Origin of the sequence: Pseudarthrobacter sp. J1738 (genome assembly GCF_050490315.1) — a bacterium.
Taxonomy (GTDB): Bacteria; Actinomycetota; Actinomycetes; order Actinomycetales; family Micrococcaceae; genus JBNPEO01.
This window is the reverse complement of the sequence record NZ_JBNPEO010000001.1, coordinates 16,272-36,881: the sequence shown is the minus strand read 5'-3', so window position 1 is coordinate 36,881 and position 20,610 is coordinate 16,272. Positions and strand designations below refer to the sequence as shown.

Annotated in this window: 17 protein-coding genes and 2 pseudogenes; 9 read left to right on the top strand and 10 right to left on the bottom strand. The window is 62.6% G+C overall.

Translation table 11 applies throughout. The features are described 5' to 3' along the window. Positions 1-171: 171 nt before the first annotated feature. The 7 genes and pseudogenes from ACQR35_RS00185 to ACQR35_RS00155 form a co-directional block, all read left to right on the top strand. Positions 172-648: pseudogene (locus ACQR35_RS00185) on the top strand (FAD/NAD(P)-binding protein); the annotation flags it as partial. A gap of 339 nt (positions 649-987) precedes the next feature. Continuing rightward, positions 988-2,073 (top strand): IS110 family transposase, encoded by a 1,086-nt coding sequence (locus tag ACQR35_RS00180; protein WP_430267948.1) that lies wholly within the window; start codon positions 988-990, stop codon positions 2,071-2,073. Between the two features lie 581 nt (positions 2,074-2,654). Then, a complete protein-coding gene (locus ACQR35_RS00175) occupies positions 2,655-3,374 on the top strand; it encodes a 2OG-Fe dioxygenase family protein (RefSeq protein WP_430267950.1) in 720 nt (239 codons plus the stop codon). Between the two features lie 13 nt (positions 3,375-3,387). After that, on the top strand, positions 3,388-4,608 hold the full coding sequence (locus ACQR35_RS00170; protein ID WP_430267951.1) for an argininosuccinate synthase-related protein: 1,221 nt from the start codon (positions 3,388-3,390) through the stop codon (positions 4,606-4,608). After that, entirely contained in the window at positions 4,601-5,566 is a 966-nt protein-coding gene (locus tag ACQR35_RS00165; protein WP_430267952.1) for a DMT family transporter, read from the top strand. Before ACQR35_RS00170 ends, ACQR35_RS00165 begins: the two co-directional genes overlap by 8 nt. A gap of 482 nt (positions 5,567-6,048) precedes the next feature. Beyond that, entirely contained in the window at positions 6,049-6,693 is a 645-nt protein-coding gene (locus tag ACQR35_RS00160) for an AAA family ATPase (protein ID WP_430267953.1), read from the top strand. Continuing rightward, the gene (locus ACQR35_RS00155) at positions 6,684-6,980 is read left to right on the top strand and encodes a hypothetical protein (protein WP_430267954.1); all 297 of its coding nucleotides are present in this window, start codon (positions 6,684-6,686) and stop codon (positions 6,978-6,980) included. The genes ACQR35_RS00160 and ACQR35_RS00155 overlap by 10 nt, the downstream gene beginning before the upstream one ends. A 105-nt stretch (positions 6,981-7,085) precedes the next feature. On the opposite strand, the gene ACQR35_RS00150 is transcribed toward ACQR35_RS00155, so the two are convergent. The 6 genes and pseudogenes from ACQR35_RS00150 to ACQR35_RS00125 form a co-directional block, all read right to left on the bottom strand. After that, on the bottom strand, positions 7,086-10,052 hold the full coding sequence (locus tag ACQR35_RS00150; RefSeq protein ID WP_430268884.1) for a Tn3 family transposase: 2,967 nt from the start codon (positions 10,050-10,052) through the stop codon (positions 7,086-7,088). Positions 10,053-10,130: 78 nt separating this feature from the next. After that, on the bottom strand, positions 10,131-10,703 hold the full coding sequence (locus tag ACQR35_RS00145) for a recombinase family protein (protein WP_430267956.1): 573 nt from the start codon (positions 10,701-10,703) through the stop codon (positions 10,131-10,133). Positions 10,704-11,147: 444 nt separating this feature from the next. Beyond that, entirely contained in the window at positions 11,148-12,440 is a 1,293-nt protein-coding gene (locus tag ACQR35_RS00140; RefSeq protein ID WP_400160669.1) for an IS256 family transposase, read from the bottom strand. A 115-nt stretch (positions 12,441-12,555) separates the two neighbouring features. Continuing rightward, positions 12,556-12,720 (bottom strand): annotated as a pseudogene (locus ACQR35_RS00135) (IS256 family transposase); the annotation flags it as partial. Between the two features lie 649 nt (positions 12,721-13,369). Next, on the bottom strand, positions 13,370-13,687 hold the full coding sequence (locus tag ACQR35_RS00130) for a hypothetical protein (RefSeq protein WP_430268866.1): 318 nt from the start codon (positions 13,685-13,687) through the stop codon (positions 13,370-13,372). 9 nt (positions 13,688-13,696) lie between these two features. Continuing rightward, positions 13,697-13,879 (bottom strand): hypothetical protein, encoded by a 183-nt coding sequence (locus ACQR35_RS00125; protein ID WP_430268867.1) that lies wholly within the window; start codon positions 13,877-13,879, stop codon positions 13,697-13,699. 552 nt (positions 13,880-14,431) lie between these two features. On the opposite strand from ACQR35_RS00125, the gene ACQR35_RS00120 reads away from it, so the two are divergent. Further along, on the top strand, positions 14,432-15,142 hold the full coding sequence (locus ACQR35_RS00120; protein ID WP_236803057.1) for a VIT1/CCC1 transporter family protein: 711 nt from the start codon (positions 14,432-14,434) through the stop codon (positions 15,140-15,142). Between the two features lie 156 nt (positions 15,143-15,298). On the opposite strand, the gene ACQR35_RS00115 is transcribed toward ACQR35_RS00120, so the two are convergent. The 4 genes from ACQR35_RS00115 to ACQR35_RS00100 form a co-directional block, all read right to left on the bottom strand. Then, positions 15,299-15,976 carry a DUF1345 domain-containing protein gene (locus ACQR35_RS00115; RefSeq protein WP_236803058.1) on the bottom strand — a complete coding sequence of 226 codons (678 nt, stop codon included), beginning with the start codon at positions 15,974-15,976 and terminating at the stop codon, positions 15,299-15,301. A gap of 148 nt (positions 15,977-16,124) precedes the next feature. Continuing rightward, positions 16,125-17,741: a multicopper oxidase family protein gene (locus ACQR35_RS00110; RefSeq protein WP_236803059.1), complete on the bottom strand. Its 1,617-nt coding sequence runs from the start codon at positions 17,739-17,741 to the stop codon at positions 16,125-16,127. A gap of 896 nt (positions 17,742-18,637) precedes the next feature. Then, positions 18,638-18,859, bottom strand: coding sequence for a hypothetical protein (locus ACQR35_RS00105; protein ID WP_236803060.1), 222 nt, complete (start codon positions 18,857-18,859; stop codon positions 18,638-18,640). 278 nt (positions 18,860-19,137) lie between these two features. Continuing rightward, positions 19,138-19,686, bottom strand: coding sequence for a hypothetical protein (locus ACQR35_RS00100; protein WP_236803061.1), 549 nt, complete (start codon positions 19,684-19,686; stop codon positions 19,138-19,140). Positions 19,687-19,929: 243 nt separating this feature from the next. Between ACQR35_RS00100 and ACQR35_RS00095 the strand changes: the two genes are divergently transcribed. Beyond that, on the top strand, positions 19,930-20,556 hold the full coding sequence (locus ACQR35_RS00095) for a DedA family protein (protein ID WP_236803062.1): 627 nt from the start codon (positions 19,930-19,932) through the stop codon (positions 20,554-20,556). Positions 20,557-20,610 lie beyond the last annotated feature (54 nt).

Below are 20,610 nucleotides of genomic sequence, written 5' to 3'. Positions count from 1 at the left end.
CACATGACCATTTGTTGCCCTTTCTGACGCCTCATGACGTGCAGTTAAGCGCAGTGACTATTTGCTGTACGGGCGCCGTTTTCGGTGCCTAGCATGGGCACTTCAGCGGCTCTTCAGCCGCCGGTTCACTTTCTGGCACCACCGGCGCCAGGCCCACCCCAAGGAGCGTGTATGCCTGAGAAGATTCCGGCGATCGTTTTTATTGGTGGTGGTCCGCGCACGGCGGGAGTTCTTGAACGGATCGCCGTGAACCGGGCCGAACTCGGGGCTGGCCCCCCACGGATCCATGTGGTGGAGCCTTATGTCCCCGGCTCGGACAGGATTTGGCGTTACAACCAAGACCCAGGCTTACTGCTGAACTCCATGGCTGCGGACATCACCATGTTCACTGACGATTCGGTGGAGTGCGCCGGACCGGTTAACCCTGGCCCCGGCCTGCTTGAGTGGGCCGCCGGTGTTCTGGACGCTTCCATCATTGACGTCCCGGATTTCACGTCCGATCTTTGGAAACAATTGCGTCAACTCACCGGCACCAGCTTCCCGTCGCGACAGTTGCAAAGCCAATACCTTGAATGGTTTTTTCGGCGTACGGCCCGGTCGCTAGATGGCGCCGTCACCATCCACCGGACCACAGCCCTCAAGATCACGGGGTCTGAGTAGTAATGGAACAGGATTGCGCGTTTAGCCCTCGACCGGGCAAGTCCCCATGGTCTGTAAGTCTTTACCCGGTTGCTCTGTGAGCGGCTGGCAGTCTGGTGCTGTGACCTGGCTGGGGTGTGACTCGCCCATGGTATTGCCTCCGCACGGAGCTTTCCGGAGTGCGCTTGCTTGGATATGTCCGCCCTGGCCGGGTCCGGCATCGGTTCTGTCTACAGCGCTGGCCTGATTAGAAGCATGCCCACCCACGCAGCGGGTGTGGCCCATTACAGACCTGCCACGCCGTAACCCACCGACGCGCTTCCATTCCCGGAACTCAGGAGGAAAAAGATGATTGTGGCAGAGCACTTCTGCTTCGTCGTAGGCATTGATACGCACGCAAAAACTCACACACTAGCCATCGTCGACACCGCAACTGGTGGAGAAATAGCGAACGAAACATTCCCTGCCAACGCAACCGGAGGCAATCGCGCCCTGTCCTGGATTCTGCGCCGCACCGAAGCTTCTCCTGAGCAGGTCCTGCTCTCCATGGAGGGAACAGGGTCGTACGGCGCGAAACTTCGGCAACAAGCCTCCGACGCCGGCTTCCAGGTCACTGAAGCTCCTGTCCCCAACCAACGGTTGGGCAGGTATCAGGGTAAGTCCGATTCCATTGATGCCACCCGGGCAGCACGAGCTATTCTCAGCATCCCTATGGACCGGCTCCGGGAACCCCGGTCCGGGCAGAACCACATGGCACTACGGATCCTCTCCAACGCACGCCGCACCATGGCACGGGAACGCACCGCAGCCATCAACGCTCTCACTGCTCTCCTGCGCGTCGTAGACCTCGACATGGATGCCCGGAAACCGTTGACCGTCACCCAGATCCAGACCATCGCAGGATGGCGGGAAAGGGACGAAGAATTCGGAGTCCAAACCTGCCGCCGCGAAGCCACACGCCTTGCGAAACAGATCCTGACCTTGCAGGAGCAAATGGCCAAAAACCACAAAGAACTCGAGACCCTTGTGCAGCAAGTTCAGCCGGCTCTTCTGAATGTCTACGGCATTGGTCCGGTGCTGGCTGCAATCATCCTCACAGCTTGGTCACACACTGGGAGGGTGCGCTCCGAGGCCGCATTCGCTGCCTTGGCCGGTACCTGCCCCGTCCCAGCATCCTCCGGCAGCAACACCAGATTCCGCCTGAACCGCGGCGGCGACCGTCAACTCAACAAAGCCATCTACACCATCGCTCTCATCAGAATGAATAGGGACCAGGCCACCAGAGACTACGTCGCCAAACGGATAAGCCAGGGCAGAACCAAAAAGGAAATCATCCGAAGCCTCAAGCGCTACATAACCCGCCAGATCTTTAGACACCTCAACAGCAAAGGTTCCGTGAACGGAAACCTTGGAGTAGTACCCGCCACTGGCTAATCCGACGACGTGGTTTTTAACAAGGCGCGCTGCCGCGGCAGTGGTTTGGTTGCTTCCAAGCCGTCGCCGGGTCTGATCGAGGATAGCGCTTGCTCCAGGCTCGCGGAATCATCAGGGTCTCGGGCACGCCCTGCTGACTGAAGCGCCAGTCCTCCGCCTCAAAACAACGCCGAATCTGCTCGGGATCGTTCTGGCCGCGGGTCAGCATCCCCTCAGCGTGCATGCGCGCGGTCTACACGAAGACGTTGATGTTCAGAGGTGCCGGCAGTGCGGGTTGCGAGGTGCGCGACTTGCACGATGACCAGCGGGGTTCGCCGGACGTCACTGGCCTCATAATCGGCGCGTTGACCTGCCCAGTTCCGCATACACCTTTTTGGGAACAGGAAAAAGTCAAGCACAATTCATGGAAAAAATGACGAAACATACAAGCTTCATTACGTCCCATCGGACAAAAAGTTGATTCATAAAATCGATCGTCTATCGTTGGTCCTAGGCCTGAAGGCGGTTCTGGCCCGGCTCCGTTCCATAGCCCACTGGGAGCATGAACGGATGCCTAACCACATCTTAATTTTGGGGGATTCATGAAAACTCTTGTCGATTCATTGAATATCGATGGTCTTAAAACAACTGGATTTGTTCACACTAATCTTGCAGCCGTTTCATCCGACGCGCTTGATGGAGACTGGCAAGACTTTGCCTCGAGCTGGTCCAACCTGCGGCCCGATACTTATATGGCAGATGGTGGAAAATACCGCTTTCGGCGGTACTCGGAGTTTTCGGTTGAGGGGACGACAGGGGCGTCGGAATTGCTCCCCCACGTGCCCTACAAGCAGGAAAAATCGGTCAATCACCTCAATGGCGGCATCGACCGGATGTATGAACCCTTTGAGGACAGTGTTGTTGAAAGTTCCAGTCTTTCGTCCGTTTTCCGGACCGTCTCCCACTATCTGGAGGCAGTGCGTCCGGGGCGCACTTGGAAGGCCCAGTGCTTCCAGAACCGTATCCTGACCAGCCAAGATGAAGTTGGGCAGCCGGCACCTGAAGGTGTGCACCGCGATGGAGTTGACTACGTTCTGACCCTGTTCGTGGACCGGGTCGGCGCGGATGGCGGCGAGAGCAGCGCCTATCTCGCGTCGGACCGCAGCAAGCTGGCCTCCACCCAGCTCAGCGAACCGGGTGAGTATCTTTTCGTGGACGACCACAAGCTGCTGCACGACGTGACTGGTCTATCTCTCAAGCCTGGTCACGACCAGGGACACCGCGATGTTCTCATCGCGATGTTCACCGATACTTCAGCGTAAGGAAGCACCGAAATTGTCGCAGCTAATTCGTTCCTTCGGTCAGCTCGAAAACGCAATTCTTGACCGCACTGACCCGGTGGTGACACTGTTCAGCGGCGGCCTGGACAGCACCTATCTGCTGTACCGCCTTCAAAAACTGGGGATGCAGAACATTCACGCAGTTTCCATCGATGTTGGTGATGTTGAATCGCACACAGGAAAACGCGAAATCGCCACTCACCTCGGCGCGACGTTCCATTCTGTCGACGCCAGGAACGAATTCATCAGCCACCACGTGGCCCCCGCCATTAGGGCTCATGCGGTGTACCTAGGGACACATCCAATTAGCTCGTCTCTGTCCCGGCCTCTGCTCGCAAAAGTCGCCGTGGAGCTTGCGGAGAAAACAGGTGCACGCATGCTTCTGCATACGGCGAACCGCTCGCAAAACTCCTTGCGGCGGTTGAACGGGTCGATCAGCGCCCTGAAATTCACCGGCCGCTACGGAAGTCCGTACGACCTCGAACCGGTCGATCGCTCAACGAAAATCGAACACCTTGCTGCTGCTGGCTTGACCAGTATGGCGCAGCGCGTCGTCAGCGGAGACTCTAATCTGTGGTGCCGGGAATACGAATCCGGATTCTTGGACGACCCGGAAAACCACGCAATGGAACAGGACCTGTACCAGTGGACGGCCAACACCGGCAGCTACCCCGAAGAACTGATGAGCATCGGCTTCGCGAACGGACTCCCCGTGAACGTGGACGGCCGTGCTTTGGAGCTGGCTGCGATTATTGAGGAGCTCAATCACCGCGTTGGAAAATTCGGCTATGGACGCTATAGCGGGCTGGAGCATCTCGACCGCGGTGAAAAGGTACTCGAGGTACGTGAGATGCCGGCGGCCTGGATCCTCCTGAGAACTTTGCGGCATCTGGAAACGGCTTGCCTCAGTGAACGGCTGATCCGGGAAAAAATGGATATAGAACAGACCTGGGTGACGGAAGCTGTGGAAGGGCGCTGGTTTGGCGGACTAAGGTCCGCGGCCCAGGCTTTCATTGAGTCCTCGACCAGCCGGGTTACCGGCACTGTCACTTGGGCTATGAACCAACGTTCAGTGGATACAGTAAGCATTCACGCGCCGGACGCCCTGTACCTTCGTGACCGCGAAGCCTGGGAAGCGGAATCCGTGAATAACGAAAAGGAAGGCTACGCTATGCGTTCTGATGGACTGGTCCTGGCCGGGCTGAACAGTGTCTGATCCAACTTCTCTCCGGTCCGCGGCCAAGCGGGCCTCGGTTGTCGATGCTTTGCTGCTTGCCGTCGCTGTGGCTTGGGGCTCGACTTACTGGGTTGCCAAGGAACTGGTCAGTCAGGACACCGTGCTGGCGGTTCTTGGCGTCAGGATGACGCTGACCGCCGCCGCGCTGGGCCTGATTCTCGTCTTGATGCGCAAGCGGCTACAGAAGACGGAGGCAGCGATCGGCTGTATCCTCGGCCTGTTGCTGTCCACCGTCTTTACGTTCGAAACCTTCGGCATTGCCGCAACCAGCGCGACCAACGCCGGGCTCATCATCAGCCTCACCATCGTGATGACCCCAGTACTGGAAACGTTGGTCGGAAAGCGGAAGCTCAGCCGGCTGTTTTACCTGGCCGCGGTGATCGCGGTTGCTGGGGTCTACTTCCTCGCTACGGGCGGTGCCGCAGCATCCTTCGGGTTCGGCGATCTGCTAATCCTGCTGGCCGCAGTGGCACGTGCGGTCCATGTGACGGGGATGCACAGGCTCTCGGCAGGACGCAGCATTGATTCGCTAAATCTGACCTTCGTCCAGATGGCCACCTGCGCACTGGTGTTCCTCATCCTGTCCAGCCTCTGGGGCATGCCGGTTCCGGCCTATACAGGAGGCATGGACTGGTCCGCGGCACTCCAGATGGCGTATCTGGTGATCGTATGCACCGTTTTCCCGTTCTTTATTCAAATGTGGGCGGTTCGCAAGACCTCCCCGACTAGAGTGAGTCTCTTGCTTGGAACTGAACCGGTTTGGGCAGCAATCATCGGCGTTACGCTGGCAGGCGACGTCCTAGGCCCAATCGGAATCTTCGGTGTTGTGCTTGTGCTTGCTGGAACAATGTGGGGGCAGCGCCTGGAACTCAAGGCTCCGCCTACTGCCTCCGTTGCCTCCCGTGAACCTGAAGAGATCCGCACCCCGACGGCATAGTTAATACAACCCCCAGGGGACAACTGAATGAGTAGAGAAGCAGCCCGACGGACTCTCACCGGAGGGCTGCTTCTCTACTGGTACCGCAGCACAGAACACCGCCAACAACTCGTTCAGGCCGGCCAGCAGGCAATGGACCACGCACGGGAACTTAACCGGAACAAGCCATCACCGAGCCTCCTTCGCTGTCCGAGTTCCCGGGGCGGAGCCCCGTTATCGCATCCAGCGTCACTACATAACTTCACCGCCGGGTTGACGGATCATAGAAGCATCCACGCCTCATGCGTCCGTCTCTCCCATTTGTCTTGGGATGGGTTTTTTAGCCGGGACATAGCCGGCCCCTAACTAGTATCATGGTGATACTGTTTTGATGCTAGTATCAAAACAGTTCCGAAATTATACTGTTGCAGTATCGTCACGTGACTAAAACCAGATCGCCTTGATATCAGGGCAGTAGCATTCAATCTCTTGGAGAGGAAGACATGCCAGTAATCCTTGTCGCTTGCCAGAAAGGCGGGACAGGCAAAACAACGACAACAGTCAATGTCGCAGCCGAACTTGCCCGCTTGGGCCACGATGTCCTGATTGCAGACTGCGATAAAAGCACCGAGTCATCCTCCACATGGGCGCAAGACCGCGCCCAAGACGACTCACTCCCCCGCGTCCACGCCATCCAAAAGACCGGGAATGTTCGCGAGGCCCTGAAGGACCTCGCTGCCCGGTACGACTACGTAATCGTTGACGCCCCCGGCCATGACAGCCAGGAAATGCGCACAGCCATGACCGTGGCAGACCTGATGGTCATTCCTACCCGACCGTCCCAGTTCGATCTGGACACCCTACCCGGCTTGGCCGGACTGATCGAAGTCGCTCGGGATCTGAACCCCAAACTCAAAGCATTCGTCCTCCTGACACAAGTCCCCACGGACTCGAACGCCACGGAACAGGATGAAGCAAAGGAGTACCTAAGGGATTACCCACAGCTCCCACTCATTGATGCTGCGCTGAAGATCAGGAAGGCCTACCGCGACAGCATCCCGACAGGCCGAGGGGTCATCGAGCTGGGGAATGCTAAGGCAAAAGCAGAAGTTCAGGTACTGGTAAAGGAGATCCAAGGATGGCTATAAAGAAGCGCGCCGCACAATCGACGTCCCCCGCGACGGCTGACGAGGACGTCATAGCGAAGAAGGCCGAGGAATTCGGTCGTGGTGGCTACGCGCCGGAGGTGCAGGCGCCTTCCCTGGACCCGAATGCGCCTGTTGGCCCGCAGGGCATCCTGTTCCGGTTCAACGACTACCAGAAGCAGCTGCTCAAAGAAGAGGCTGAAGCCGATAGGCGCAGCCAGCAAAAGCTCCTTGAATCGATCATCTGGCCCGAGCTGGAACGACGACGCGCAGCCCGAACCCGGAAATAGACGGTATCGCGGTGGTATCAAAACAGTCGCAATCCAGTAGCGCAGTAGTCGCATAACGTCCACGGGTAACAAGGGGTGGCTTGTGAAAAAGTGAAATATCCGACGCTAAGGTTTTGCCGGGCGTCGTAGTGGCCTGTATTTGCCGGGTTTGATGTGGTTGGCGTGCGGCCAGGTGTAGTCGCCGGTGAGGTTGATGTGTTCCCAGCCCAGGGGTGAGAGGAACCGCAGGAGGTCCGGGTCAATATCACCGCCGTTGCTGGCCAGGGTGGAGACGGTGCGGTCAAGGTAGACCGTGTTCCAGAGAACGATGGCTGCGGTGAGAAGGTTCAGTCCGCTGGCACGGTAGCGCTGCTGCTCGAAGGAGCGGTCGCGGATTTCGCCGAGCCGGTTGAAGAACACGGCCCGGGCGAGGGTGTTCCGGGCCTCGCCCTTGTTCAGGCCGGCGGTGACCTTGCGGCGCAGGCCGGGATCTTGGAGCCAGTCCAGCAGGAACAGCGTCCGTTCGAGTCTGCCCAGTTCCCGTAGGGCGAGGGCGAGTCCGTTCTGGCGGGGGTAGGCGCCAAGTTTGCGCATCATGAGGGACGCAGTCACGGTGCCGGTTTTGATGGACGTTGCAAGGCGTAGGATCTCGTCCCAGTGCAAGGCGATCGTTGTCGTGTTGATCGTTCCGCCGATCAGCGGCGCCAAGCCAGAGAGTCCCGGATCGTTCGTGGGTGTGTAAAGGCGGGTGTCGCCGATATTGCGGATCCGTGGCGCAAACCGGTAGCCGAGCAGGTGCATGAGGGCGAAGAGATGGTCGGTGAATCCAGCCGTGTCGGTGTAGTGCTCCTGGATCGCCAGGTCGGACTCATGGTAGAGCAGCCCGTCCAGGACATAGGTCGCGTCGCGGTCCCCGACGTTGATGAGTTGGCTGTGGAAGGGCGAGTACTGGTCCGAGACGTGCGTATAGACGAGCCGGCCCGGCTCGGCACCGTATTTGGGGTTCACATGCCCGGTGGATTCGGCTTTGCTGCCGGCCCGGAAACGCTGCCCGTCAGAGGACGAGGTGGTCCCGTCGCCCCATTGCGCGGCGAAGGGGTGACCGTGCTGGGTGTTCACCAGTTCCGCCAGCGCGGCGCTGTAGGTTTCATCCCGGATGTACGCCGCCTGGTGGCGGTCCAGCTGGGCGTAGGTGACGCCGGTGCAAGACTCTGCCATCTTGGTCAGTCCCAGGTTGATTCCGTCCGCGAGGATCGCGGTGAGCAGGAGCTGCCTGTCCTTGGAAGGTTGGCCGGATTTAAGGCTGGTGAAGTGGCGGGTGAATCCGGTCCATGTATCCACTTCCATCAGCAGGTCGGTGATGCGGATCCGCGGGAACATGGCACTGGCCTGGTCGATCAGTGGTTGGGCGTGCGCGGGGACGATCGTCTCGAGCGGGGTGATTTTCACGCCCTTGTCCGTGACCAGTACCCCGGGCAGTTCGTCGCGGGACGCAAGCCTGTTGACCTGGTGCAGCTGTTCGCTGAGCAGGGCCAGGCGGTCCTGGAGATAGTGTTCGCCGCCGTCTGTCGTGATCAGAGGCAGCTTCCCGGCAGTTTTCATGACCGTGTAGTCGGGACGGGCAAGAAGGTAGTCGTCGAAGTCGCGGAATTGGCGTGATCCGGTGACCCACATGTCTCCGGAACGCAGCGCATTCTTCAGTTCCGTGAGGGCGCAGAACTCGTAAAAGCCCCGGTGGAAGCCGTCGTCGGTGAAGACCAGCGGTTTCCATCGGGGCCTGATGAAAGAGACCGGTGCATCGTCCGGGATCCTTCGGGCGCCGGTGGTGTTCAGGGTGCGGATGACGTTGATCGCGGCCAGGAGGTCTTGTGCCGCCGGTGCGGCGTGGAGGTCAAGGACGCCAAGGAACGCCGGGGTGTAGCGGCGCAGCGTGGTGAAGTGTGCGCTGACGAGGGCCAGGTGATCTTCGAAGGCCGGCCTGGTCATTTCCTTGGCCTGAGCGATGCTTTCGGCCAGGGATTCCCAGCCGATAGCTGTTTCGATCGCGGCGAAGGGATCTTCACCGTTTTCCTTTGCCGCGAAGAGGGCATCACCGAGCCGTGAGTGCATACGCATCATGGCTGTGACGGTGGAGCGGGACGCCAGCGTGTGCTGGTTTTGTTTGTTCTGCGCGGTCCGGATAAGCCGGCCAATGATGCGATCGTGCAGATCGATAATTTCGTCGGTGACCGTTGCCATGCTTTCCACTGCCATGGCAAAGAGGGTCGCGTACCGGCGTGCGGGTTCGAACTTGGACAGATCGGCCGCGGTCATGGAGGCACCCTCACGGGCAAGCTTCAGCAACCTGTTCCGGTGAACCAGCCGGCTCGCTGGCCACGGGAGATCAAGGGCACGCCAGGTAGTGAGCCGGTCGATGTGCTCGTTCATCGCGCGTGCGTTGGCGCGCAGGGGTGCCTGCCGCAGCCAGCCGATTTCGGTCGATGAACTCTCAGGGCGACGGAGAAGCAGCCCGTCCAGTCGTTTGCAGTGGTCCACGGACAGCTGCTCACACACGGTGGCGTAAATGTTCCGGTTCGCCTTGGTCAGGGCCTGGGCGCAGGCCCGTTCAATGACGCTGACGCCAGGCAGAGCGATCTTCTTTGCATGGAGGAAGTCTCGCGCGCTTTCAACCAGGAGCAGGCCCATGTCTGTTTGGGCAGCCACGCCGGCAACGTGCTCCACGAGCTGGCGGAAATCCGCGATGCCAAACGAAGACATCCCCAGATACGCGCGGATCTCTCTTCCGTGTTCTTGCCGCGTTTCCTCGCGTTCCCCGTAGTCTGTCCATGCATCGGCGGGGACGACCAAGCGGGAGGCCAGCCAAGAAAGCAGTTCAGGCGGGACCTCGGTGTCTTCGGCCAGCGCGATCCCTGGGTGACGCAGCAGAGCCAGCTGGGCGGCGAAGCCCAGCCTGTTCGTGTCTCCGCGACGCTGGCGGATCAACGACATATCAGCATCACTGAGCGTGTAGTGGGCTGCAAGGTCCTCTGCTCGTGTGGGTATTGCCACGATCTGGCTACGCTCTGCAGGTGTGAGTAAAGAGCGCAGAGCCACGTCAGAAGTCCTTATCTACTAAACGGCCGGGCCTCACAGGCATGCCGTCGTTCTGCTGTGGCGCGCAAGGCCCGTCGTTCATGGTTTGGCGAGGTGCCGGTAGATTGTGGGCCGGGTGACGCCGAACTCCTGGGCGATGTGCTCGACCGTGTGGGCCCGCTTCCCGTCGGGGCCCTTCTCTTCATACATTTCCCGGGCCAGCCTGACCTGGCGCGGGCCGAGCTTGGGTTTCTGGCCGCCGGTCCGGCCGCGAGCACGGGCAGCGGCGAGGCCGTCGCGGGTTCGTTCGGACATCAGGGCGTGTTCGAACTCGGCGATCGAGCCGAGGATCTGGAAAAACATCCGGCCGATGGCGGTGGAGGTGTCGATGCCCTGGTCCAGGACGACCAGGTCCACGCCGCGCACCTGCAGCGTGTTGGAGAGCTCGATAAGGTTCTCCAACGACCGGCCGAGCCGGTCGAGTTTGGTGACGACAAGCTGATCACCCGCCCGGTTGGTCGAGAGCAGCGCTTTGTCGAGTTCGGGTCTGCGGGCGAGTTTTCCGGAGGCCGTATCAATGAAGATCTGCTCGCAGTCGGCCGCTGTCAGGGCGTCGTGCTGGGCTTCGGGGTGCTGGTCATGGGTTGAAACCCGCCCGTATCCGATTCGCATTCCCAAAACGTATCAGTAACCCGGATGGGCGTTACATAGGAGAGTACACGCGAAGCATTACAAATGAGGCCCCGTACTTCCGCGCCTCTTCGAACTCCACTTGGAGTGTCTTGCGAACGATCGTTACCGTTACGGCTGTGTTCTGTAAGTACCTCCGCTTCCGGAAGTTGCGGGGCAAGTCGGGGCATGAGGATGGCATCGTCATCAAGAGAGACCTGAAGATGCTGACGCGCTTGGCCGAGGTGGAGCGGAATGCTCGTTCACGGGGGAGCGTGTCTATGCCAGCGCCTGCACGATGAATGTCCTAAGTGCCAATGGTGTTGCCCGTTTTTCAGGACAGGCTCAGGATCCCGGCGGCGAGCTCAGGGGCCTTGCCTCGTGATTCTCCTCGCCGGGCTGAAACCGCCGGGACTATCTCATTAACGGTGTATCCGGCGGTTTCCTTTAGTAGTTTTCAGCTGCCGGGAATCGGTCGCTGAAGGTGATGGCGAAGGCGTTCAAAGCGGGCTTCCAACGCACGGCCCATCGGGTCCTGCCGGCACCGGTCGGATCGAGGGATCTGGTGACGAGATACAGGCACTTTAGCGCGGCCTGCTCGGTTGGGAAATGACCGCGTGCCTTCACGGCCCGCCGGTACCGGGCGTTGAGCGATTCGATGGCGTTGGTCGAGCAGATCACGCGCCGGATTTCCACGTCGTAGTCCAGGAACGGGATGAACTCTTCCCACGCGTTCTCCCAGAGCCGGACGATCGCCCCGTATTTCCTGCCCCACCGCTCCGTGAGCTCCTCGAGTGCCGTCCGGGCGGCCGCGGCGTTCGGGGCTGTGTAGATGGGCTTCACATCGCGTTTGAGCGCGTCCCAGTCCTTTTTCGAGGCCAGTCGGAAGGTGTTGCGGATCAGGTGGATGATGCAGGTCTGCACCGTCGTCAGCGGCCAGACATTGCCCACCACTTCCGGCAGGCCCTTGAGTCCGTCGCAGACCAGGAAGAAGCTGTCTTTCACACCACGGTTCTTGATGTCAGTGAGAACGCTCATCCAGAACTTCGCGCCCTCGCCGCCGGTCCCGGCCCACAGGCCCAGAATGTCCTTCTCCCCGTCCAGGGTGACGCCAATGGCGGCGTAGATCGGCCGGTTGGCGACCTGACCATCGCGGATCTTGACCACAATGGCGTCGATGAAGATCGCCGCGTAGACCTCATCAAGCGGCCGGTTCTGCCACTCGTTCATCTCCTCGAGGACCCTGTCCGTGATCCGCGAGATGGTCTCCTTGGAAACGGAAGCCCCGTAGATCTCGGCGAAGTGCGCACTGATCTCGCCTGTTGTCAGGCCCTTCGCGTACAGCGAGAGGACCATCTCGTCCACCCCATTCAGCCGGCGCTGGCGCTTCCGGACAATGACCGGCTCAAACGTGCCCGCCCGGTCCCGCGGAACGTCGATGCCCACCGGCCCGGTGGTCTCCGTCAGCACAGTCTTGGACCGGGTCCCGTTGCGGGCATTGCCCGTCTCTTTCCCGGCCGCGTCGTGCTTCTCATAACCGAGGTGCTCCGTGAGCTCCTCATCCAACGCGGTCTCTATGACCGTCTTGGTCAGCTGTTTGAGCAGCCCGTCCGGACCAGTCAGAGACAATCCCTGTTCACGGGCCATCCTCACCAGCTCACGGGCGGCCTCAGCCTCCGAATCTTCCTTCGGTTTCCCAGTGGTGTCCGCAGTCTTCACGGCATCCAGTGTCACCGGCATATCCAGCTCATTCCTGCCAAGCAGACCGCCTGGCGTGTCGAGCCGGATACACCGTTAATTCCACATTCCCGGCTAGGGGTCTGTCAATTATTCGGTGTAACTGGGGTTGTCTTCTCTAGCTCCTGCCGGCGGACAGGCGGCCGTCAAAGGTGATCTCGGAGGCGTTGAGAGTGGCCTTCCAGCGGTTGCTCCAGCGTTTCCGGCCCTTGCCGGTGGAGTCCAGGCTCATGATAGCCAGGTAGACGCACTTCAACGCGGACTGCTCGGTCGGGAAGTGGCCGCTGCACGATGACTGTCCTAAGTGCCAATGGTGTTGCCCGTTTTTCAGGACAGGCTCAGGATCCCGGCGGCGAGCTCAGGGGCCTTGCCTCGTGATTCTCCTCGCAGGGCTGAAACCACTGTCCGTAGCAATACCGCGACAGGCTATGCGCCGAGGCACCCGGTGCGGCACCGGCAAGTGGGGCTGACTCCCGAATTTCTTGAGGCCGCGAGTCAGCCCCCGGACGGAACCCCGATGAAGGCTGAATGGACCCTCTCCAGCAAGGTGAAACACCGCCACTTCAAATACTCCGCTACCAGTCCAGCCCAGACAAGATGACAAGGGAATCGTGGGCAGGTTCTTTCTGCCCGGACTGTCCTGCCGCCGCCGACGGTGGCTGGACACGCCAGGAGCCACGGCGTAGGTTTTTGGTGGCAGGCATCACGTATCTATCCTCCTTTCGGCTTGGTGCATAGCTGGCGGGAGATCCCGCTATAGCAGGATGGCGGGCTGGAATGCACGCAGCTAAAAGGGAGCCGAGCATGGCCGCCTCGCATGTCAACCAGGGCGGTGGCCGGGCCATCACCGCCTGGACCGGCCTGCCAGATACCGCATTCAGCGCGGCAATGCGCCTGGGTTGTGTCGACGGGGCGGATTGCAGCCTGTCCAGCTACGCGGCGGGAGCGTAAAAATGTCCTTCGATCCCGGCGCCGCCAGTATCCGCCCGCACACTGATCGCCCCGGCAGTACTTTGCTCCTGTGCGGCCATTGCGGTTCTGACACGGAGCTGAGGCTGCAGTCGATTAAAGCCCTCGATCCGCCCTCGGACGATTTCGTGGAAGCAGGGTATGTCTGCACCGCGTGCGATCTCCACTACCTGCGACGAGCCGACGTTGCCGCCGTAGGGGCAGTCCTCAGCCGGGCCCCGGGCGAGGATGACGTCCTGATATTCGACGGAGAGTACGTCCACTGCGGCCGGCCGATGCATACGCTCGATTCAGAGGCCGGCTGCCTCAACGCCGTCTACACGGACCGCGACCCGCAGAACGCCAACGACGTCTGCCTTACCACCCGCATATTGCGCTGCAGCTGCGGCTTCCAGATACAACTGCCTGAATAGTGGCACCGCCTCTGGCAACGCCGAAAGCAACAGCCCTGGGTCGGTACCCCGGGCGGTCATGTGGCCCCGCGGCGCCGGCGGAACGTTCTTCCTCGACGTCCCCCGCGCGGGACGTCGTCGAGGCCGGCCTGCGGGTCGCCTGGTGAATATGGCAGGTTGGTTCCGGTTCGAAGAACTCGGCCTGCACTCGCGCACCGCTCCGATGGCAGCCACACCAAGCGGCCGCGCCCGAACGGTGCGGACCGATTAAATGCGGTCGATGACGTTGGGTTTCTTACCGGTGGGCACCGACGCGCCCGGGGGCCTCTGCCGCGTCGTTGCGCTCCTCGACCGCAGCTCTGGGGCGGCTGGGGCGTTCGGAACGGTGTGTAGGGGTTTCACGCCGCGTTCGAGCGCGCCCGAATCCTCGTTCAGGGCAGGCCGGAATGCACCAATCGGATGATCCAGGTCTGAGCAGGGCGGCGGCCAGACGTTGATGAGAACTTGGGGGTAGGCCGTTGAGTCCGTCGCTGCTAGTGTGATGTCCTGGCACCGGCCCGCGCTCCGGCCGCAGGGCGAGTGGTGCATCCGTGCTGCGCTCTCCTTGGAATGACGTTGAAAGTGAGAAATCCCATGCCTGTTCATGCCTTTCCGGAACCGCATGCCTCCGGGATGTCCGGGCGCTTGAACGCCCTGCGGGCTGCCGTGCTGGGGGCCAACGACGGGATTTTGTCGATGGCCGGTCTGGTGATCGGTGTTGCCGGTGCGACGACCCTTGTGCAGCCGGTCTTCATCGCGGCGATGGCGGGGTTGACCGCGGGTGCCGTTTCCATGGCGCTGGGTGAGTACGTGTCGGTGAGCAGCCAGCGGGACAGCGAACGGGACCTTATTGTCAAAGAGCGGCGTGAGCTGGCCGAGGACCCTGAAGGGGAGCTGCAGGAACTGGCCGGGCTCTACGAGGAGCAGGGCCTCAGCAGCGCCACCGCGGCCATGGTCGCCCGGGAGCTGACAGCAGCGGATCCGCTGAAGGCACACCTGCGGATGGAGCTCGGCGTCGACGAGGAAGAGCTGACCAACCCCTGGCACGCGGCAGGTTCATCGGCGGCGGCGTTCCTGCTGGGCGGTGCGCTTCCGGTAGCCGCGATCCTGCTCTCCCCGGTGTCGGTGCGGGTCTGGATCACCTACGTGATCGTGCTCGCGGCCCTGGCCCTCACCGGTGCCTTGGGGGCAAGGATAGGCGGAGGGTCCATCCGCAGAGCCGCGACCCGGGTACTGATCGGCGGAGCGGTGGGTCTGATGATCACTTACGGCATCGGGTTGCTCTTCGGTGCGACCGTGCTTTAACCGGCCGCCCTCAGCACAGCCATCCATCTGCTCCACCCGGCCGCCGCCGGCGGAAAATTCTACTTTCCTTTCCCACAGGCGCACGGGAACTCTCTGCCCCGTCCGGGCCGGCGCCTCACAGGCAGGGTTCCTGAACACTGGCAGAGCCAGGGCCTTTTAGTGGATGAGGCCGGAGACGAGGTTGATGGTGGTGGCCAGGACGATGGCCCCGAGGAGGTAGGACAGCAGTGCCTGGCGCAGGACCGTGGAGCGGATCGCATCGGTTTTCAGGTTGGTGTCGGAGACCTGGAAGGTCATCCCGACGGTGAATGCCAGGTAGGCGAAGTCCCGGTAGTGGGGCGCGCTTTCTTCGTTGAAATCGATCCCGTTCTTGTCCCGGTAGTAGATGGAGGCGTAGCGGAGCGTGAAGAGGGTGTGCACGAGGAACCAGGACAGGGCCACACTTCCGAGTGCCAGGGCGATTACCGAGGCTTTGCTGCCGCCTTGCAAGGTGGCGGCATCGAGCAGGATCAGCGCGACTCCGGTGAAGCTTCCCATGGTCGCGGCCAGGACCAGTACGTCTGAAATGCCGCGCCCTGGGTCTTCCCGTTTGGCATGGGCGGCCGTACCTGCCGGGTCCAGACGCCCGATAACAACCCACACCCAGACCAGGTACGTCGCGGACGCCGCAGCCCAACCGGCCGCGGGCGCGTAGTCCGGCGGCCCGCTAACCGCGACGAGGAACGCGGCCGCGGCACCGGTGACCGTCATGGCCGTGACCCGGAGCCAGGAACGGTGGAAAACGGAGGCGAACCCTTCACGGGCCCCGACGACTGTGTTACCGGCAGTGTTCATAGGACCATCGTCGCAGGTCGGCACCCGGCACTGCCTCTGGCAGATCCCGATAGCGGCCGGGTGCGGGCCGCATTTTGCGCTGCGCCGGGCCTGCGCGCACCCCGGGCCCTGAAGGCAGAGACGCGGGGTACGCGGGCCACCGGGTCGACTATTTGATGTAGGAGAAGACCCCCATCATGCCGCGCTCGGCGTGGTAGGCGTTGTGGCAGTGGGTAAGCCATTGACCGGGGTTATCGGCATCGAATTCGACGCTCACTGTTTGTTTCGGGCGCACGATGACGGTGTCTTTGCGCGCCCCGCCACCGGCGAGCTGGAACGTGTGGCCGTGCAAGTGCATGGGGTGCCACATGGTGGTGTCATTGATGAAGTCCACCCGGACCCGTTCATTGACCTTGAGATCGAACGCCCCCTCGTAGGGATTGTTCATGTCGAAGCGGCGGTTGTTGATGCCCCAGTCGTACTTTGCCATGCCGCCGGTCAGGTGCACTTCATGGACCCGGTCCGCCGGTTTCGCCGGGAGGAGGACGGAGGCGTCTGCCTTGAGCATGCCGCCGTCAACGACCGTGCCACCCAAAGTTGAAGGGAAGGCGGTTGCCGGCGGCGGTGTACCCGTGCCCGTGCTGATCAGGCCGTAGGCCATCCCGGGTTTACCTTCGGGCAGCGCCAGAACAGGGGTGAAACCCTCCTGCACGTTCAGGATCGCGTCGATCCGTTCCCCCATGCCCAGGACAACGGCGTCAACGTCCCGGTGCGCGGCCGGGAACCCGTCCGTGTGCGTCAACGTAATTTTCTGCCCGGGCACACCGACACGGTAAGCGGTGTCAGCGGCCGCGTTGATGATCCGCAACCGGACCCGGCTGCCCGGTTTGCTGGGAAACGTTTCAGGCCCGGCCGCGGCCTTGCCGTTGAAAAGATGGTACGGGTAGGAAACGTCGCCCGCGTCACCGCCGAGGAAGTCGCTGCGCGCCCCCATCAACATGTATTTCATGCCCGGCATCGGCGGCATCGTGGACCCTGACCCGCCCATGTCCATGCCGGGCATCGAGGACGCTGACCCGCCGCCCATGTCCATGCCGGGCATTGAATGGGCCGGTGCCGGGGTGTTCATGGACCCCATGCCCATGGAGAGTTCCTTCAGGACATCGTCGGGGGTGCCGGTGACCCCGTCCATCCAGTCATCAAGGATGATCACCCATTCCTGGTCATAGGCCAGGGTTTCCTTGGGATCGGCGATAATGAGGGCCCCGTAGAGCCCGCGTTCGCGCTGCATTTCCACGTGCGAGTGGTACCAGTACGTTCCCGGGTGGGGAAGAACGAAGTTGTAGTCGTACGCGGCGCCGGGGGCGATGGCCTGTTGTGTCAGCCCCGGGACCCCGTCCTGGTCGTTGCGCAGGGCCAGCCCGTGCCAGTGCACGGAGGTCCCCTGGCTGAGCTGGTTCATCAGCGGCACCGTGAGTTTATCCCCTGCGGTGGCCCGGATCACCGGCCCGTTCAGGGTGCCCCCATAGCCCCAGGTCCGGACAGGTTGTCCGGCGATAACGACGTCGGCTTCACCGGCGCTGAGCCGGGTTGTGATGGTCTTGCCCGTGAAGGCGCGGCGCGCTTCGAAGTCCGCGATCATCGGGTCCCCCGGCATGATCCTGGTCACCGCGGAAGGCCCGGCGGTCGGGTTGGACGTGCAGGCAGCGAGGGCCGCCATGGCAGCGGCCGCGATCCCGGTACCGAGCACAGTACGGCGGGAGGGAAGAGGGTAGGCGTTTTTCATTTTTGCGTGTCCTTGGTCTGTATCCGCGCAACGCGGAGAAATCTCAAAAAAAGGGGGTAACTCTAAGTACTCCAGGGGCGGGAGGAGCCGCTGCGGCCAACCGGCAAACAGGCACCGCCGGCCCGGGCCCGGGGCACGCCCGCAGCAGCGCCCGGCGGAGGCCAGGAGAAGGCCGGGCGGAGCCGCACGCACCCGGGATGGACCGGGCAGCTTTTGGTCGTCTCTGTCCCAGGGGTGCGGAGGCAGCCGGGACGAACACGGCCAGGGCCCTGCAACGATGAAGGCAGTCGCTAGCGGCGTACGCGGGGGCTGTGGGGGCGGACCGGGACCGGTTTACGTGCGGCTGATAGAGAGTTCTGTCAGGGACGGTGCGGCCCGTCCGCGGGCTGCCGGCTTCAGACAGGGAAGAGCAGGAGCGCCCACAAGGGCCGCCCTGCCGGCATCCGGAGCGAGGGCGGGCAGTACAGGCTGAGGGACTGCAGCGCTGGCTTGCGGGCCACATGACCATTCATGTACTGTCATCGTGCACGGCGCCGGGCAACCGGAAGATTGGTTCCCGCCGGGTAACGGAACTGCGGCCACGGCCGGCCCGGCGGTTGCCGCCCGGCCCGCCGGACGCGCCCCCGCGGCAGTGAAATGGCCGCCGGACACCTGTGAGATGCCGCTGTGCGGTGCTGTGCTGTGCGGGGGTGGGCTGCCGTGGCCGGTTCCAGGGGCGTGCATGCCCAGAATCCCGAGTACCAGGCCTGCGAGAACCAGGAAAGCAACGACGGGCGGGGAAACCGGGTTAAGGGCCGGGAATGAGGGGTGCTTTCGCGCTGTCCTCACCGGTCCCCTTTCACCGCCCCTCACGGGGTCGTTCCCTGCACGGTATTCTACCCAACACCCGGGGACGGTCAGTCGCCGCTGGCTTCCCCTGCGTCATGCTGCTGGCCGTCCGCGCCTGCCGGCACCTGGTGCACGGCCGGCGCGGGGGCGGACGCGGTGGACGATGCCGGCCCCGGCGCAGGGGCTGCGACCGCGGGCCCAATCCCGGCGACCGCGGTCCCGGCAACCAAAGCGATTCCGGCCAGAGTGCTGAACAGGACAGCTGAGCGGGGGGTTCGGGTCGCAGACATTGCCGGTATCCGTCCTACTAAGTCGGTGCCCCGTCCGGATGGGGGGCCCGTCCGGGGCGGGCGTCTCAACGACGCCTGCCATCTATTATCCGGAGCTGCGCTGAATGGTTGCTGAGAGTCCGCAGTGAACCGGCAGGGAACCTGGCGGGGGCAGCGCCGGACCCGGAAACGGTCCTGCGTCCCTCGGGTGCTCACCCGGGTCCTGCGGAGGTCAGCCAGCCGGGCCCCGCCGGCGCGTGAATGAGACGGCATGCTGAGGCCTGCAGTGGTACTTGTCGTTAGGGAGTAGGAGTGGGCGCCGGGGTTGGGGAAGTGGCCGGCGGCGTGGTGCCGGGGGTGTGGGGCGGCTCCGGCCGGATCGGGAAGTAGGGTGCGTATTCGGTGAAGGTCGCGTCGAGGACGGGTACCGGGATGGTCTGTGTCGTCGTGTCTGCGCTGATTTTGAGCTGGAGCGTCGCGCCGGGGGCCGCGCCGGTGCGGGCGAACGTGACCGGGGCCGTGTCGAGGGTGAGCTGTCTGCGGTCTTGGGCCGGGACCGGTATGGTCGTTGTCTCTCCTGATGCCAGGGCCAGGGTGAGGACGATGTCGTGGTCGGTGGTGTTCCTCACCGTGCCGATGACCCTGCCCGGTCCGTTGGCGTCCAGGGCGAGAATCAACAGGTTGCCCAGCTTCACCGGGCCGATCACGGTGTTGATGCCGTTGGTGGCCGGCGTGATCCGGGTGGTCTCCTGGGGGTTGGTAAAGGAGCACCCTGCCGTCCCGGGAAGGGCCAGACCGAGGAGCACCGCCAGGGCGAGGGTGTTCGCGCGTTTGCTGACGTGCTGCATCTGGTCACTCCCGTGCCTGGGCCGGATCCTCTACCGTACACTGTACCCACGCGGCCGTGCACCGGTCCAGACCGCCTCGGTGGGCATGGACAGCGCAGGTGCGTAGGCCGCTGCAGAGCCTGCCGGCTCCCCTGGGACACCTCGGATCGGGGCCTCGGGCCGGGATACCCCTGAGGTCGGCGCGGAAAGATCGCCGGAACCGCAGGTGCGTGGGGGGTGGGCGCCAGGAGGAAAGGCAGTGTTGTGGGCCAGATTGTGGACAGTATCCTGAATATCAGCCCGGTGCTGGCCGCGCTGCTGGTCTTTGCCCTGGTATTCGCTGAAGACGCGTTTTTCCTCGGATTTGTGATCCCGGGTGAGACGGCGGCCATTCTGGGCGGCGTCCTGGCCAGCCACGGACGGCTTCCCTTGTGGGTGGTGATCGTTCTGGTCGTGACGGCGGCGATCACCGGCGACACGGTGGGGTACGAGGTAGGACGGTTCTTCGGGCCGCGGATCATGCGCCTGCGCCTTGTTGCGAGGAAAGGGCAGCAGGTGGCTAAAGCCCAGGACCTGTTGCGCCGCCGGGGCGGCGCGGCTGTCTTCGTGGGACGCTTCACAGCATTCTTCCGCGCTGTCATGCCTGCCCTGGCCGGCATGGCGCATATGCCCTACCTGCGGTTTTTGGCCTTCAACGCCGCGGGCGCTCTGGTGTGGGGTACCGGCTGTGCCCTGCTGGGGTTCCTGGCAGGGAACTCATATCAGAGCATCGCCCGGACAGCCGGACACGGAGCCGCCCTCCTCACCGTCGCTGTTGTCCTTGCAGCGTTACTGTTCTGGCACCTGCGCAGGCGCCGCGCCGCGAAAGCGGCCCCGGAAGCGGGCAGTTGACGCCCGTCTGAGCGCACCGTCGGTCAGAGAATGCGGAAGCGTGCCCGGGACAAA